12 protein-coding genes and 5 tRNA genes are annotated in these 16,323 nt (G+C 63.9%); 4 read left to right on the top strand and 13 right to left on the bottom strand.

Annotated features, from left to right (window positions below; all coding sequences use genetic code 11):
• Window positions 1–156: 156 nt before the first annotated feature.
• The 8 genes from IB273_RS13100 to IB273_RS13065 all read right to left on the bottom strand — a co-directional run bounded on the left by IB273_RS13100 (window position 157) and on the right by IB273_RS13065 (window position 4,938).
• Entirely contained in the window at window positions 157–996 is an 840-nt protein-coding gene (locus tag IB273_RS13100) for an alpha/beta fold hydrolase (protein ID WP_081519350.1), read from the bottom strand.
• Between the two features lie 13 nt (window positions 997–1,009).
• Window positions 1,010–1,549 (bottom strand): TetR/AcrR family transcriptional regulator, encoded by a 540-nt coding sequence (locus tag IB273_RS13095; RefSeq protein WP_192224224.1) that lies wholly within the window; start codon window positions 1,547–1,549, stop codon window positions 1,010–1,012.
• A gap of 168 nt (window positions 1,550–1,717) precedes the next feature.
• Window positions 1,718–1,793: transfer RNA gene (locus tag IB273_RS13090), tRNA-Glu, on the bottom strand.
• 58 nt (window positions 1,794–1,851) lie between these two features.
• Window positions 1,852–1,927 (bottom strand) — tRNA-Ala (locus IB273_RS13085).
• Window positions 1,928–1,971: 44 nt separating this feature from the next.
• Window positions 1,972–2,047 (bottom strand) — tRNA-Glu (locus tag IB273_RS13080).
• A gap of 67 nt (window positions 2,048–2,114) precedes the next feature.
• Window positions 2,115–2,190 (bottom strand) — tRNA-Ala (locus tag IB273_RS13075).
• 281 nt (window positions 2,191–2,471) lie between these two features.
• A complete protein-coding gene (gene gltX, locus IB273_RS13070) occupies window positions 2,472–3,956 on the bottom strand; it encodes a glutamate--tRNA ligase (RefSeq protein ID WP_192224223.1) in 1,485 nt (494 codons plus the stop codon).
• A 61-nt stretch (window positions 3,957–4,017) separates the two neighbouring features.
• Complete coding sequence (locus IB273_RS13065) at window positions 4,018–4,938, bottom strand: LysR family transcriptional regulator (RefSeq protein ID WP_081519347.1); 921 nt, start codon at window positions 4,936–4,938, stop codon at window positions 4,018–4,020.
• A gap of 110 nt (window positions 4,939–5,048) precedes the next feature.
• Between IB273_RS13065 and IB273_RS13060 the strand changes: the two genes are divergently transcribed.
• Window positions 5,049–6,083 carry an HlyD family secretion protein gene (locus IB273_RS13060; protein ID WP_151187807.1) on the top strand — a complete coding sequence of 345 codons (1,035 nt, stop codon included), beginning with the start codon at window positions 5,049–5,051 and terminating at the stop codon, window positions 6,081–6,083.
• A 49-nt stretch (window positions 6,084–6,132) separates the two neighbouring features.
• Window positions 6,133–7,632 carry an MDR family MFS transporter gene (locus tag IB273_RS13055; RefSeq protein ID WP_139791626.1) on the top strand — a complete coding sequence of 500 codons (1,500 nt, stop codon included), beginning with the start codon at window positions 6,133–6,135 and terminating at the stop codon, window positions 7,630–7,632.
• A gap of 16 nt (window positions 7,633–7,648) precedes the next feature.
• Here IB273_RS13055 and uvrB read toward each other — a convergent pair whose 3' ends face one another.
• Window positions 7,649–9,664: an excinuclease ABC subunit UvrB gene (gene uvrB / locus IB273_RS13050; RefSeq protein WP_081519344.1), complete on the bottom strand. Its 2,016-nt coding sequence runs from the start codon at window positions 9,662–9,664 to the stop codon at window positions 7,649–7,651.
• Window positions 9,665–9,848: 184 nt separating this feature from the next.
• On the opposite strand from uvrB, the gene IB273_RS13045 reads away from it, so the two are divergent.
• Together IB273_RS13045 and IB273_RS13040 are read left to right on the top strand one after the other, a co-directional pair.
• The gene (locus IB273_RS13045; RefSeq protein ID WP_045211941.1) at window positions 9,849–11,045 is read left to right on the top strand and encodes an amino acid aminotransferase; all 1,197 of its coding nucleotides are present in this window, start codon (window positions 9,849–9,851) and stop codon (window positions 11,043–11,045) included.
• 69 nt (window positions 11,046–11,114) lie between these two features.
• Window positions 11,115–11,190 (top strand) — tRNA-Asn (locus IB273_RS13040).
• Between the two features lie 540 nt (window positions 11,191–11,730).
• Here the strand turns inward: IB273_RS13040 and IB273_RS13035 are convergent.
• The 4 genes from IB273_RS13035 to IB273_RS13020 all read right to left on the bottom strand — a co-directional run bounded on the left by IB273_RS13035 (window position 11,731) and on the right by IB273_RS13020 (window position 16,323).
• Window positions 11,731–12,084 carry a ComEA family DNA-binding protein gene (locus IB273_RS13035; RefSeq protein ID WP_192224222.1) on the bottom strand — a complete coding sequence of 118 codons (354 nt, stop codon included), beginning with the start codon at window positions 12,082–12,084 and terminating at the stop codon, window positions 11,731–11,733.
• Window positions 12,085–12,277: 193 nt separating this feature from the next.
• On the bottom strand, window positions 12,278–14,266 hold the full coding sequence (locus IB273_RS13030) for a polysaccharide biosynthesis protein (RefSeq protein ID WP_192224221.1): 1,989 nt from the start codon (window positions 14,264–14,266) through the stop codon (window positions 12,278–12,280).
• 72 nt (window positions 14,267–14,338) lie between these two features.
• Entirely contained in the window at window positions 14,339–15,364 is a 1,026-nt protein-coding gene (locus IB273_RS13025; RefSeq protein WP_192224220.1) for an MraY family glycosyltransferase, read from the bottom strand.
• Complete coding sequence (locus IB273_RS13020) at window positions 15,361–16,323, bottom strand: UDP-glucose 4-epimerase family protein (RefSeq protein ID WP_192224219.1); 963 nt, start codon at window positions 16,321–16,323, stop codon at window positions 15,361–15,363. Before IB273_RS13020 ends, IB273_RS13025 begins: the two co-directional genes overlap by 4 nt.

Here is a 16,323-nt window from a genome sequence, read left to right as displayed (position 1 = left end):
ATCGACCACCCGCGTGCGCAAGACCTCGCGCCCAGGCCGGGGCGGCCGGAAATGCCCGAAAGTCTACGCCAGCGCGCCGGGCCTGACGACCCGCACCGGGCCATCATGCAACGATAACGACGGCCTTTAGCCGCCGTTATCAGGCCGGTGAATGGCTCAGGAAGCCAGCGCCAGAGGTAAAGGCATCTCGACCTCTTCCAGCAACTCCAGAATGGCTTCGGTGACCACTGCATCCGCCAGTACGCGGTGATGCCCGCCATCCTTCAGGCGCAGCAGCCTACTGCGCGGCCAGGCCTCGTGGATGGCCGTGGCCTCGCCGACCCGCACGTACCGGTCGTCCTCGGCGTGTACCACCAGGCCGGGGAAGTCCAGCTCATAACGCGCGACGTCCAGCTGCTTGGCCGCAATACCCGCGCGCGCCTCGATCATGCGGATGAAGCGCGAGCGTGCCAGCGGCGCCAGGCCGACCATCCTGGAGAAGCCGCGCAGGACTCCCAGGACATTGCTCGGCGCACCGATGGTCACCAGCGTTTCGGTACGCAGGCCCATCTGGGTCGCCAGCAGTGCGCTGGCGCCGCCCATGGAATGACCGATCACGGCCCGCAGCGGCGGCAACTCGCTGGCTGCCTCCAGCAGGGCGCGGGCGAACAGCACGATGTCCGCTTCGTGGCCGGGCGAGCGGCCGTGCCCCGGCCCGTCGAGGGCGATCACGCCATAACCGGCGCCCACCAGCTTCTCGATCAGCGTGGCGAACTGGGTAGGCCGACCTTCCCAACCGTGCATCAACAGCACAGCCGGCCCCTCCCCCCAGCGCAAGGCAGACAACCCGAAACGCAGGGTGACACGCTCGGAGCTGGCCAGCAGCGGCAGCTCCCAGTCACGCGGGGCATATTCGTTGGGCGTCACGAACAGCTGACGCATGCGCTGCGCCGCCCATGTCGGGGCGACGCGGCCCAGGGTGGCATTGATTCCTCGAACCCAGCTCAGACTGTTCATTTGCCGTACCTCCTCAGATCACCGCTTTCTTCGCGGCACGCAGGACACGATCGGACAGGTCGCCGGTGCCCAGGGCACGAGCCAGCGCCAATCCGCCAATCATCAGGGCCATGTCGCTGAGCACGGTGTCAATTTCCTCGGGGCGGCCGGCCAGCGCCGCGACCATCAACTCCACGTGCTCTTCCAGGGTCTGGCGGAAAGCTTCCGGCAGATCGGCGATCTCGTTCAGTGAACTGGGGATCGGGCAGCCCTCCTCCTCGGTATCGCGGTGCTTGCGCGACAGGTAGTACTGCGCCGTCAGTGCACGGCGCTCGGCGAAGCTCAGTTGCGGATCTAAGCGCTTGAGGCCTTCGCGACGCTTGGCGAGCAAGTCGCGGAAGGCCTCCAGCATCAGCGCGTCCTTGCTCTCGAAGTGCGAGTAGAAGCCGCCCACCGTCAGCCCCGCCGCCGACATCACCTCGCCCACGCTGGGGCCGACCGGCCCGTGCTGGAGCAATGCGCTGGTGGCGGCGGAAAGAATGCGTTCGCGGGTCTGGGCTTTCTTGTCGCTCATGGCTGGCTCTCGCTCGGACAAATATTATGGGGAGAATATTATTCTCATAATAAAAATCGGCAAGCAGAAAGCGCGACCGCTGGTCGGAGGAAAATTTTCTGGAGGGAGAAAAACAAAAGGGCCACTGAAAGTCTCAGTGGCCCTATAGGCATCGCAGAGCGATAAAAATGGCGTCCCCTAGGGGACTCGAACCCCTGTTACCGCCGTGAAAGGGCGGTGTCCTAGGCCACTAGACGAAGGGGACATATCCTTCGAAGAAACCCACCTGAGGGTGGATTCTGGCTTCATCCCGTATGGGAATTTGGTGGAGCTAGACGGGATCGAACCGTCGACCTCTTGCATGCCATGCAAGCGCTCTCCCAGCTGAGCTATAGCCCCAGATGACTCTGGCTGACGACGCGAACGCATCGTCGCTGGATAAGTGGCGTCCCCTAGGGGACTCGAACCCCTGTTACCGCCGTGAAAGGGCGGTGTCCTAGGCCACTAGACGAAGGGGACGCAAAACCTTCGATTTCAGTCTTGCCCGGACCAGGCAAGACCTACTGGACTCTTAGTCCATAAAAATTGGTGGAGCTAGACGGGATCGAACCGTCGACCTCTTGCATGCCATGCAAGCGCTCTCCCAGCTGAGCTATAGCCCCAAAGTACCGCTGGATCTACCGTTCCGCTTCGTTCTGTCAGTTCAGTTCGTCGCTGGAACGGGGCGCATCTTAGGGGTGAGGCGAACCCCTGTCAACAACATTTTTTCAGATTTCTTATTTTTTTCTCCCAAAGAACAATCACTTATGTGACCGCCCCGGTTTCCGCGCGGCGAAATCCGCGGCTCGCCTGCCCTCCTCCGGCTCATCCGCAATCACCGGAGCCAGCATGAAAAAGGCCGGACGCTTCGCAGCGCCCGGCCTTTTTCACTGTAGGAAAGAACTCAGGAGCCGATGGCGTCGCGAATCTTTTCCCACTCCTTGGCTTCTTTCTTCGACGCACCGCCCAGCAGCTCCAGGGCCTGGCGCAGGCGATAGCGCGACAGATCGGCGCCGAGTATCTCCATGGCGTCGAGCACCGACACCGAACTGGCCTGGCCGGTGATGGCCGGGAACATCAGCGGCATCACGTCACGCAGCTTGAGGCCGAGGTGCTCTGCCACGGCCTGGATGGTCGCGGTGATGCGGTCCTTTTCCCACTGGCGCAGCGCTTCAAGCTTCCACAGCACCAGTTGCAGGACCTGGCGTACCTGGGTGGCGTCGAGCTTCTTGTGCTCGAACAGCTTGGCGTCCGGTTGCACGCCACCACTGAAGAAGAAGCCGGCCAGCGGGGCGATCTGGCTGAAGTTCTCCACGCGGCCTTGCACGTGCGGGGCGATCTTCATCAGGTACTCCGGGTTGAGCGCCCACTTCTGCACTTCTTTCGCAAAATCCTCCACCGACAGCTCGCGAATCCACTGGCCGTTCAGCCAGGAGAGCTTCTCGATGTCGAAGATCGGGCCGCCCAGCGAGACGCGGGACAGGTCGAAGTGTTCGATCATCTCCGCCAGGCTGAACTTCTCGCGCTCGTCAGGCATGGACCAGCCCATGCGGCCCAGGTAGTTCAGCAGCGCCTGGGGCAGCAGGCCCATGCGCTCGTAGAAGGTGATGGAGGTGGGGTTCTTGCGCTTGGACAGCTTGCTCTTGTCCGGGTTGCGCAGCAGCGGCATGTAGCAGAGCACCGGCTGTTCCCAGCCGAAGTACTCGTACAGCTTGATCAGCTTGGGTGCCGAGGGCAGCCACTCTTCGCCGCGCAGGACGTGGGTGATGCCCATCAGGTGGTCGTCGACCACGTTGGCGAGGAAGTAGGTGGGCAGGCCGTCGGCCTTCATCAGCACCTGCATGTCCATGCGGTCCCACGGGATTTCCACGTCGCCACGGAGCATGTCCGGCACCACGCAGACACCCTCGGTCGGCACCTTCATGCGCACCACGTGGGATTCGCCGGCGGCGATGCGCTTGGCCGACTCCTCTTTCGCAAGGTGCATGCAGTGGCCGTCGTAGCGCGGGGTTTCCTTGCGCGCCTGCTGCTCGGCACGCAGTGCGTCGAGGCGCTCGGAGGAGCAGAAGCAGGGGAAGGCGTGGCCTTTCTCGACCAGCTCGTCGCTGTACTGCTTATAGATAGCGCCACGCTCGCTCTGCCGGTACGGGCCGTGCGGGCCGCCGACGTCCGGGCCCTCGTCCCACTCGATACCCAGCCAGCGCAGCGCGTCGAAGATCTGCTGTTCCGATTCGCGGGTCGAGCGCACCTGGTCGGTGTCCTCGATGCGCAGAATGAACTGACCGCCGTGCTGGCGGGCGAAGCAGAGGTTGAACAGCGCGATATACGCGGTGCCGACGTGCGGGTCGCCGGTGGGAGACGGCGCGATACGGGTGCGGACTGTGGTCATGAAGGCTCTCGTGTGCAGCAATTCTTCGTGTGAAGCGGACAGCGCGCGACGGCGCGCGCGCTCATGGGTGCGATGGTATCAGGCGGGCCACCTTCGGCTCCAGCCAGCGACCGGGATCCAGGGGCAGGTTATTGATCATGAAGTCGAGGAAAGCCTTTACCTTCATTGCCTGGAAACGCCGCGACGGGTAAACGGCGTACAGCTCGCCCACCGGCAGCTGTACCTGCGGCAGCACGCGCACCAGGCTTCCGCTGGCCAACTGTTCGTCGACGATCAGCTCCGGCAGCGAAGCAATTCCCACTCCAGCCAGCACGGCTTCGCGGGCGAAAGTGATGTTGTTGCACGACAGCACCCGGTGACACGGCACGGTTTCCCCGCGCAACGGCCAGTAGCGCTGGGAGTCGGCCTGCAGCAGCACGGCGCGGTGGCCGGCCAGCTCTTCCACGGTTTCCGGGCGACCATGCAGCTCCAGGTAATCGGGACTGGCGCACAGGCAGCGGCTGGTGGTCAGCATGCGCCGGGCGATCAGGGTCGAATCCTCCGGCTGGCCGACCATGATGACGATGTCCACACCCTCCTCCAGCGGATCGACGGTACGCGAGGTGAGCTCGACCTCGGCGGTGATCTGTGGATAAAGGTTCATGAAGTCGCCTACCACCTTGGCCAGGTACATCTGGCCGAACTCGATGGGCGCGCTGATCCGCAACAATCCCGAAGGCGCCTGCTGCAACTGCATCACCGCCTGCTCCGCCTCGGCGAAGTCATGCATGATCTGCCGGCAGCGGTCGTAGTAGGCCTGGCCCACTTCGGTCAGCCTCAGCTTGCGCGTGGTGCGGTTGATCAGGCGCACGCCCAGGCGCTCTTCGAGCAGCGCGATACGCCGGCTCACCGTGGATTTCTGCATCCCCAGGCTCTGCGCCGCCTGGGTGAAACTGTGCAGTTCCACGACGCGAGTGAAGATCAGCGCATCATCCAGCCCCATGATTGTTCCCTATAAGCAACAAAGTTTCCGAAGTGTAGCGGCTACGTGCCGCCACGGAACACTGTTACATTGGCAAACATTTTTTTGGCCAACCAAACGCTCGTTTACCTATGCCTGCACAATTGAAACGCCGCCTGTCCGTATTCTTCGTCATCCTCGTGGTGGTCGCCCTCGCCTTCCTGGCGCGCTGGTACTTCATCGGCCGCTTCGTCGAGAGTACCGACAACGCCTACGTGCAGGGTGAGATCACCCGCATCGCCAGCCAGCTCGGCGCCCGCGTCGACGAGGTACTGGTGCAGGACAACCAGCACGTCGAGAAAGGCCAGTTGCTGGTGAAACTGGAGGCTGCCGACTTCCAGCTCGCCCTGGACCGCGCCAAGGCCACCCTGGCTACCCGCGAGGCGGAACTGGAACAGGCGCGCAGCAAGCTCAAGGGCCAGACCAGCATGATCGCCGCCAGCGCGGCCGACGTGAACGCCAGCCAGGCCACCCTCGGCCGCACCGAAGTCGACCTCGGCCGCGCCCAGGCCCTGCGCAAGCCCGGCTACGTGTCGGAAGAGCGCGTGACCACCCTGGCCGCCGATTCCAACGTCGCCCGCTCCCAGGTGGCCAAGGCCCAGGCCGACCTGCAGGCCCAGCGCGTGCAGCGCGAAACCCTGGGCACCGACGTGCAGCGCCTGCAGGCGCAGATCGAAAGCGCCCGCGCCGATATCACCCAGGCCGAGATCAACCTCGCCCGTACCGAAATCCACGCGCCGGTCAGCGGCCTGGTCGGCCAGCGCGGCGCCCGCGTCGGCCAGTACGTGCAGGTCGGCAGTCAGTTGCTGTCGCTGGTGCCGGACGACGGTATCTGGGTCCAGGCCAACTTCAAGGAAACCCAGATCGGCAAGATGCGCCCCGGCCAGACCGTCCGGCTGGTGTTCGATTCCTTCCCCGACCAGCCCATCGAAGGCCAGGTACAGAGCCTGTTCGCCGCCTCCGGTGCGCAGTTCAGCCTGCTGCCGCCGGACAACGCCACCGGCAACTTCACCAAGGTGGTGCAGCGCATTCCGGTCAAGATTACCTTCGCCACCGACACCCCGCTGCAAGGGCTGATCCGCCCGGGCATGTCGGTCGAGGCCGAGGTCGAGCTGCGTGGCCGGTGATCAACTGATCCGGCCGGTCGGCGAGCCGACCCGCCGCGACTGGATTGCCGTGTTCAGCGCCATGCTCGGCGCGTTCATGGCGGTGCTCGACATCCAGATCACCAACTCTTCGCTGAAAGACATCCAGGGAGCGCTGGCCGCCACCCTGGAGGAAGGCTCGTGGATTTCCACCTCCTACCTGGTGGCCGAGATCATCATGATCCCGCTCACCGCCTGGTTGGTGCAGCTGCTCTCGGCGCGTCGGCTGGCGTGGATGATCTCCGTCGGCTTCCTGTTCTCTTCGCTGCTCTGCTCGTTCGCCTGGAACCTGGAGAGCATGATCGTGTTCCGCGCCATGCAGGGCTTCACCGGCGGCGCGCTGATTCCCCTGGCCTTCACCCTGGCGCTGATCAAGCTGCCGGAGCACCACCGCCCCAAGGGCATGGCGCTGTTCGCCATCACCGCCACCTTCGCGCCCTCCATCGGCCCGACCCTGGGCGGCTGGCTGACGGAAAACTTCGGCTGGGAATACATCTTCTACATCAACATCCCGCCGGGCCTGCTGATGATCGCCGGCCTGCTCTACGGCCTGGAGAAGAAGGAAGCGCACTGGGAGCTGCTGAAAAGCACCGACTACGCCGGCATCGTCACCATGGCCATCGGCCTGGGCTGCCTGCAGGTGTTCCTCGAAGAAGGCCACCGCAAGGACTGGCTGGAGTCGAACCTGATCGTCAGCCTGGGCAGCATCGCCCTGGTCAGCCTGATCCTCTTCGTGATCCTGCAGACCTCGCGACCGAACCCGCTGATCAACCTGGGGATTCTGCGCAACCGCAACTTCGGGCTGTCGAGCATATCCAGCATCGGCCTGGGGATGGGCCTGTACGGCTCGATCTACGTGTTGCCGCTGTATCTCGCGCAGATCCAGGGCTACAACGCCATGCAGATCGGCGAGGTGATCATGTGGATGGGCGTGCCGCAGCTGTTCCTCATCCCGCTGATTCCCAAGCTGATGAAGATCATCGAGCCGCGCCTGCTCTGCGCTATAGGCTTCGGCCTGTTCGGCATGGCGAGCTTCTTCTCCGGCGTGCTCAACCCGGACTTCGCCGGCCCGCAGTTCAACCAGATCCAGCTGCTGCGCGCCCTCGGCCAGCCGATGGTGATGGTCACCATCTCGCTGATCGCCACCGTCTATCTGCAGCCGCAGGACGCAGGCTCGGCTTCCAGCCTGTTCAACATCCTGCGCAACCTCGGCGGGGCCATCGGCATCGCCCTGCTGGCCACCCTGCTGGATAGCCGCGCCAAGGTCTATTACGACTACCTGCGCGAAGCGGTAGTGCCGGTGAATGGCGCGGTGGACGAGCGACTGGCGCAGCTGACCGCGCAACTGGGCACGCAACAGGCGGCGCTGGGCAAGATCAGCGAGATCGTCCACCAGCAGGCGGCGATCATGGCCTACAACGATGCCTTCCACGCCATTGGCATCGTGCTGGCGATCAGCATGGTGGCAGTGCTGCTGACTCGCCCGCTACCGGCGGGCATGGGGGCTGGCGCAGGAGCCGGGGCGCACTGAGCGCCCCGCCCTCCTCTTACCCCATCGACACCATGCGGTCGCGCAACTTGCCGATCTCGTCGCGCACCCCGGCCGCGGCCTCGAACTCCAGGTCGCGGGCCAGCTGGTACATGCGCTCCTCCAGTTGCTTGATGCGCTTGCCGATCTCGTCGGGCGTACGCAGCTCGTTTTCGTACTTCCCGCTCTCCTCCGCCACTTTCGCCAGGCTGCGTCGCTTGCCCTTGGCACCCGGCACCACGGCACCTTCGAGGATGTCCTTGATGTCCTTCTTCACACCCTTGGGCACGATGCCGTGCTTGGCGTTGAACTCCAGCTGCTTGGTGCGGCGGCGCTCGGTCTCGTTGATCGCCCGCTGCATCGAGCCGGTCATGTTGTCGGCATAGAGGATCGCCTTGCCGTGCAGGTTCCGCGCGGCGCGGCCGATGGTCTGGATCAGCGAGCGCTCGGAACGCAGAAAGCCTTCCTTGTCCGCATCGAGGATGGCCACCAATGCCACCTCGGGCATGTCCAGGCCCTCGCGCAGCAGGTTGATGCCCACCAGCACATCGAACTTGCCCAGGCGCAGGTCACGGATGATTTCCACCCGCTCCACGGTATCGATGTCCGAGTGCAGGTAGCGCACGCGCACGTCATGGTCGCCCAGGTAGTCGGTAAGGTCCTCGGCCATGCGCTTGGTCAGGGTGGTGACCAGCACGCGTTGGTCCAGCGCCACGCGTTTGCCGATTTCCGAAAGCAGGTCGTCGACCTGGGTCGTCGCCGGGCGGATTTCCACTTCCGGGTCGACCAGGCCGGTGGGGCGTACCACCTGTTCGACCACGCGACCGGCGTGCTGGTCTTCATAAGGGCCGGGCGTCGCGGAGACGAAGATGGTCTGCGGGCTGATCGACTCCCACTCCTCGAAGCGCAGCGGGCGGTTGTCCAGCGCCGAGGGCAGACGGAAGCCGTACTCCACCAGGGTTTCCTTGCGTGAACGGTCGCCCTTGTACATGGCGCCGACCTGGGGAACGCTGACGTGGGATTCGTCGATCACCAGCAGGGCGTTGTCCGGCAGGTAGTCGTAGAGCGTCGGCGGCGGCTCGCCGGGACCACGCCCGGAGAGGTAGCGCGAGTAGTTCTCGATGCCGTTGCAGTAGCCCAGTTCGAGGATCATCTCCAGGTCGAAGCGGGTGCGCTGCTCCAGGCGCTGGGCTTCGACCAGCTTGTTGTTGGTGCGCAGGTAGTCCAGTCGCTGCTTCAGCTCGGCCTTGATGTGCTCGACCGCCTCGAGCAGCGTCTCCCGCGGGGTGACGTAGTGGCTCTTGGGGTAGAAGGTGAAGCGCGGCAGCTTGGTCAGCACCTCGCCGGTCAGCGGATCGAAGGCGGCGATATTCTCCACCTCGTCGTCGAACAGCTCGATGCGGATTGCCTCCAGGTCCGATTCCGCCGGGAACACGTCGATGACATCGCCGCGCACACGGAAGGTCGCGCGGGCGAAATCCATGTCGTTGCGGGTGTACTGCAGGCTGGTCAGGCGGCGCAGCAGCTCGCGCTGGTCCATCTTGTCGCCACGGTCCAGGTGCAGGACCATCTTCAGGTAGGACGCCGGGTCACCGAGGCCGTAGATCGACGACACGGTGCAGACGATGATGGCGTCCTTGCGCTCCAGCAGCGCCTTGGTCGCCGACAGTCGCATCTGCTCGATGTGGTCGTTGATCGAGGAATCCTTCTCGATATAGGTGTCCGAGGACGGTACGTAGGCCTCGGGCTGGTAGTAGTCGTAGTAGGAGACGAAGTACTCGACGGCGTTGTTCGGGAAGAAGGTCTTGAACTCGCCGTAGAGCTGCGCGGCCAGCGTCTTGTTCGGCGCCAGCACCATGGTCGGGCGCTGCACCTGAGAAATGACGTTGGCGATGCTGAAGGTCTTGCCCGAGCCGGTCACCCCCAACAGCGTCTGGTGCGACAGCCCCGCTTCCAGTCCTTCCACCATCTGTCGGATGGCTTCGGGCTGATCGCCGGCGGGCTCGAATCGCGAATCCAGTTGAAAAATCGACATGGGAACCTCGCTTTGGCGTGTGACGCTTCGGTCGCCAAAGCGTCATACCAGTCGAAAAGCACGCGCGACAACTCGCCGCCTGCTGTAGAGGCCTATATAATACCGGCCCGTCGACGCAACCCCCAGCGCCGTGTGCGGGTGGGTTGCAATTGCACTTCACTCCCGCCTTAGAGCTGCTGCCAAAATGAGTCTGTTCTCCGCTGTCGAAATGGCCCCCCGCGACCCGATCCTGGGCCTGAACGAAGCTTTCAACGCCGATACCCGTCCGGGCAAGATCAACCTGGGCGTAGGCGTTTATTACAACGAGGAAGGCCGTCTCCCGTTGCTGCGCGCCGTGCAGGCCGCGGAGAAAGCCCGCATCGAGGCCCACGCACCGCGCGGCTACCTGCCGATCGAAGGCATCGCTGCCTACGACTCGGGTGTGCAGAAGCTGCTGTTCGGCGCTGATTCCGAGCTGCTGGCCGAAGGCCGTGTGGTTACCACCCAGGCCGTCGGCGGTACCGGCGCGCTGAAGACCGGTGCCGACTTCCTCAAGCGCCTGCTGCCCAACGCCACCGTCGCCATCAGCGACCCGAGCTGGGAAAACCACCGCGCGCTGTTCGAAGCCGCCGGCTTCCCGGTGCAGAACTACCGCTACTACGACGCCGCCACCAACGGCGTGAACCGTGCCGGCCTGCTGGAAGACCTCAACGCCCTGCCCTCGCAGTCCATCGTTGTGCTGCATGCCTGCTGCCACAACCCGACTGGCGTCGACCTGACCATGGACGACTGGAAGCAGGTCCTGGACGTGCTCAAGGCCAAGGGCCACGTGCCGTTCCTCGACATCGCCTACCAGGGCTTCGGTGACGGCATCGACGAAGACGCCTCCGCCGTGCGCCTGTTCGCCAAGTCGGGCCTGAACTTCTTCGTGTCCAGCTCCTTCTCCAAGTCGTTCTCGCTGTATGGTGAGCGCGTTGGCGCCCTGTCGGTCGTGACCGACAGCCGCGAGGAATCCACCCGCGTCCTGTCCCAGGTCAAGCGCGTGATCCGCACCAACTACTCCAACCCGCCGACCCACGGCGCCAGCGTCGTCGCCGCCGTGCTGAACAGCCCGGAATTGCGCGCCGTCTGGGAAGAAGAGCTGGGCGAAATGCGCACCCGCATCCGCGCCATGCGCGTGGCGATGGTCGAGCAACTGGCCGCCCTGGGCGCCAAGCGCGACTTCAGCTTCGTTGCCGAGCAGCGCGGCATGTTCTCCTACTCCGGCCTGACCGCCGAGCAGGTCGAGCGCCTGAAGAACGAGTTCGGCATCTATGCCGTCGGCACTGGCCGCATCTGCGTCGCCGCGCTGAACAACGGCAACCTGGACACCGTTACCCGCGCCATCGTCCAGGTGCTGTAAAAAAATCAGGGGAAGTCGTCGGCACGATGTTGACTTCCCCTTTTTAATCAGTAAGATACGCCCCGTTGTTCCGCGATAGCTCAGTCGGTAGAGCAAATGACTGTTAATCATTGGGTCCCTGGTTCGAGTCCAGGTCGCGGAGCCAGAATTCAAAGCCCTCGGCACACGCCGGGGGCTTTTTTATTGGGCCTCTGGACTCTCTCCAGGGACTGCGTCCCAGGTGATTCCCCCTTCGGGGCCGCGCTGAAGCGCGTTCGGCTGACGCCGTCGAGTCCAGGTCGCGGAGCCAGAATTCAAAGCCCTCGGCACACGCCGGGGGCTTTTTTATTGGGCTTCTGGACTCTCTCCAGGGACTGCGTCCCAGGTGATTCCCCCTTCGGGGCCGCGCTGAAGCGCGTTCGGCTGACGCCGTCGAGTCCAGGTCGCGGAGCCAAATTCGAAGCCCTCGGCACACGCCGGGGGCTTTTTTATCGGGCTTCTGGACTCTCTCCAGGGACTGCGTCCCAGGTGATTCCCCCTTCGGGGCCGCGCTGAAGCGCGTTCGGCTGACGCCGTCGAGTCCAGGTCGCGGAGCCAGAACTCAAAGCCCTCGGCACACGCCGGGGGCTTTTTTATCGGGCCAAAGAATGCTCCCCAATGAAAAAGCCGGTCAGTGACCGGCCTTTTCATTTCGACTGGCAAAGGCTCAGAGCGAAATCCTGTCCCGGTTCTTGTCCAGGGTGCCCTTGCCGATACCCTTCACTTCCAGCAGCTGATCGACCGTGGTGAAGGGGCCGTTACTGGTTCGGTAGTCGACGATCGCCTGGGCCTTCACCTTGCCGATGCCTTTCAGGGACTTCTGCAGTTCCTCGACGGATGCCGTGTTGATATTCACCGCCTCGACCTGGGAGACAGGCGCCTTGGCAGCGGGAGCCGGAGCAGGAGCTTCGGCCGCCGTCTTGGTGGCAGGCTGATCATTGGTGGCTGCCTGGGCAAAACCACCAAAAGAAAGGCTGGTGAACAGAATCAGACTGGCGATGGAGAGCAGGTTCTTCTTCATGAGTCATTCCTTGGAATGAGAGGCTTCTAGGCGGGCGCGACGGCGCCGCCCAGTGACCATATCGCCAGGAACACTCGCAAAAACCTTGGTTTAGAGAGTCGGCAGCAGTTTCCGGCGCCGCCGACAGATCGCCAGGAAAGGACTGACGATGCACGCAGACGCGACGACGACCGCGTCTGCTAGGAACCCTGGATCAGGGCTCCATCCGCCGCTGCTGGTGAATCAGGTCGACGATCTCGCCCTCGGGGCAATAACCGCTGACGGTTTCCCGCAACAATTGCCGTACCCGCGCGTAGTTGCCCTGATCCACCGCCTTGAGCAGATCCGCCAGGACGAGCTTGAAGCCCTCCCAGTGCATCAGCTCCTCGTTGGCCTTCATGATCATCGGATGCTCGGTGGCGCTGACGTTGTCGCCGATCAGCAGCTCCTCGTAGAGCTTCTCGCCGGGCCGCAGACCACTGAACTCGATGGAGATATCACCGTGAGGCGTGCGCTCGGAGCGAACGCTGAGGCCCGACAGGTGGATCATCCGCTCGGCCAGTTCGAGGATCTTCACCGGCTGCCCCATGTCCAGCACGAAGACATCGCCGCCGCGCCCCATGGAGCCAGCCTGGATCACCAGCTGAGCCGCCTCGGGGATGGTCATGAAATAGCGGGTGATGCCCGGATGGGTCACGGTGACCGGCCCGCCGCGCTTGATCTGCTCGCGGAACAGAGGAATGACTGAACCCGACGAGCCCAGCACATTGCCGAACCGGACCATGGTGAAACGGGTCTTGTTGACCTGGTGTACGCCGGACTTGTCGCCGAACAGCACCGGAGCTGACTCCTGGCTCAGGGCCTGCAGGATCATCTCTGCCAGGCGCTTGGTGCTGCCCATGACATTGGTCGGGCGCACCGCCTTGTCGGTGGAGATCAGCACGAAGTGCTCGACACCGGCCTGTACCGCCACCTGCGCGGTATGCAGGGTGCCCATCACATTGTTCAGCACGCCCTCGGAGATGTTGTGCTCGACGATGGGCACGTGCTTGTAGGCCGCGGCGTGGTAGACGGTGGCGACCTTCCAGGTGCGCATGACGTCCAGCAGGCGCTCGGCACTGCGTACGGAGCCGAGGATCGGCACCAGCTGAACCGCGAGAGACTCGCGCTTGATACGGTTTTCCAGCTCCTGGTGCACGCGGTAGAGGTTGTATTCGCTGTGCTCGAACAGCACCAGCACGGTGGGCGATGAGCCGAGGATCTGGCGGCAGAGCTCAGATCCGATGGAGCCGCCAGCACCGGTGACCATCACGACTTCGCCGCGAATGCAGTGCTCGAACAACTCCTTGCGCGGCTCGACCGGATCGCGCCCGAGCAAGTCCGCAATATCCACTTCCTGGATGTCATCCACCCGCACGCGGCCGTTAGCCAGCTCGATGAACCCTGGCACGCTTCGTACGTGAACCGGGTAGGGCTCGAGCAGACCGAGGATTTCACGGCGCCGGGCGCGGGTGGCAGAAGGGATCGCCAGCAGCACTTCCTGCACGCCAGTCTCGTCGATCATCTGCTGGATATGCTTGGGCTTGTAAACCCGAAGGCCCGCAATGACGCGGTTGGCGATCTCGTCATCGTCATCGATGAAGGCCACCGGGCGCATCGCACGCCCCAGGCGCAACGCCGCCACCAGCTGGTTGCCGGCAGAACCGGCACCATACACCGCCACCTTGGGCAGGCCATCCTGTTGCTTGAGGAAGGGAACCGCCTGGACCGTGCTGTACCAGTCGCCCATGAAATATTGGCGCATGGCCAGGCGCAGGCCGCCGATCATCAGCAGGCTCAGCCACCAGTAGTTCAGCACCAGTGAGCGCGGGACCATTTCGGTCACCGAGCGGTTCCAGTAGACCACCAGCGAGAGCAGCAGCGCCGAGATCGTCACCGCCTTCCAGATCGCGATCAGCGCGTCATTGCCCAGGTAGCGCATCACCGCGCGGTACATGCCAAAGCGGATGAACAGCGGGACGGCAACCACTGGCGCCGCCAAGAACAGCCAACTGTGGACCCGGAACGGATACTCCAGATCGTCGGTGCCCAGGCGCACGATGAACGCCAGCCACAGCGAGAACCACACCAGCAGAATATCCGTGGTGACCTGCAATAGCCGTTTATGTCGTCTCGGAAGCCTCAGCAGGCGTTCTCGAAGCATCAGCGCTTGTCCTTAATCCCGAGCGGAGGAAAGTTCCTCGCCCGCTACATTGACCACCAAATCCGGCGGAGTTCAGCTCACATCCTGTTCATCCGGACGACCTGCACCCAGATGAGCTACGACAAGCACCAAGGGAGCATAGGCCACAATCAGCCCCAGCAAACCCGAAACATGCCCCAGTGCCACCAGCAACGCCAGCGGCATGAGCCACAGCACGTTGATGGCGGCTACCGCCAGCGACACCCGCAAGTGGCTGCCGTATCGGCGCGAAGCGCGCTGATAGGCATGGCTGCGATGCGCTTCGTAGACACGTTCGCCACGCATCAGTCGGTGGATCAGCGTGAAGGTGGCATCCACCACGAACACACCGAGCAGGATCAGCCAACTCCAGATCAGCGGCGCGAACACCGTCCCCGCCTGCAGCGCCAATCCTCCGAGCATCAACCCGAGAAAACCACTGCCCGCATCCCCCATGAAGATCCGCGCCGGGGGAAAGTTCCAGACCAGGAACCCCGCCGCCGCCATGCCCAGGATCAAGGGCAACCACACCAGTTGCGACTCGCCGACGAACCACCCGCAGAGGGCTCCGCCCAGGCAGACGCTGATAGCTTCCAGGCCGGCAATCCCGTCGATGCCGTCCATGAAGTTGTACAGGTTGAGCAGCCAGACCAGGAACACCACGCCCAGCAGGTCACCGGCCAAACCCAGGTCCAGAGGCCCCCACGGCATAGTCAGCGCAGGCAGCCCACCCAGCCAGCCAAGCAGCCAGGATGCGGCGACAAAATGCCCGAGCAGCCGCCAACGCGCCGGAATATGACGGTGATCGTCGAGGAAACCAATGACTGCAACCAGAGCGCCGGCCGGCAACAGGGCCAACAGGCTGCTCCCATCCACCGCACCTAGAACACCGGCCAACGGCAGACAGCCCAGGAAACCCAGCACAATGGCCACACCACCGCCCCGGGGCGTGGGGATCTGGTGCGAACTGCGGGCATTGGGAATGTCCATGATGCTGCGCGCCAGCGCGTAGCGGCGCACACCGGCCGTCATCACCCAGGATGCGATGAACACGGCCGCCAGCAGAATACCCATGCTCATCGCCCCTGCTCCTGACCACACCCCTGCGCTGCTGCCCTCAGGGCCTGCTCGACACTGACCGGCGGATTCCAGCCCAATCGACTGCGCGTCTTGGAAATATCCACCTGCAGCGATCCCAGCAAGCGCTGCACCTGCTGGCTCCGCCCGGTCAGCAGCCCCAGCAGGCGCAGCAGCGCAGCCGGAACCGGCAGCAGTCGCGGGCGAACGCCCAGAGCCTTGCTCAGACCACGGCACAGCGCTGCCGTCGACAAATCTTCACCGTCGCTCACCAGGAACACCTGCCCGGCGGCCGCCGGATGACGCGCGCAAAGCAGCAGCAGATCGACCAGATTGTCCCGCGCCACCAGGCTGCGGCGATTGTCGATGGAGCCGAAGGGCAACGGCAGTCGGCGTTGCAAGGCGCGCATTAGGCTGGCGAAATTGGCCTTCACGCCCGGCCCATAGACCAGCGGCGGACGCACCACGGCGACTTCGAGACCGGTCTGCCGGGCAACGTCGAACAGAGCCTGCTCAGCTTCGAGCTTGGACTGCCCGTATGGGTCCTGCGGTTGTGGCTCGGCGTCGGCAGTGAAGGGATGGCCCGGCGCAGTCTCCTCGCCATTGACCTTAATCGAACTGACAAAGACGAAGCGCTTCACGCCAGCTGCGGCGGCCTGTTGCGCCAGATGCCGGGTAGCCTCGACGTTCACCGCACGAAACTCGGCGAGCGGGTCCGCTGCCTGCTCGTCCATGACATGAACGCGGGCAGCGCAGTGGATCACCACATCAACCCCCTGCAGGGCCTGCGTCCAGGACTGCGCCACGCTCAACCCGTCGATGAGCGAAACTTCAACACCTTCGGGGTATTGCGCGCTGCCGCCACGCTGGGCGACGCGAACCTGCACGCTGTCTTCCCGGCACAAACGCGCCAGCACGCCTCGGCCGACAAAACCGCTCGCGCCCGTGAGTAGAACCTTCAA

It is taken from the genome of Pseudomonas sp. PDM19, from assembly GCF_014852215.1.
GTDB lineage: Bacteria > Pseudomonadota > Gammaproteobacteria > Pseudomonadales > Pseudomonadaceae > Pseudomonas.
Note: the sequence above shows the minus strand (reverse complement) of the source record. Positions and strands in the feature narration are given on the sequence as shown.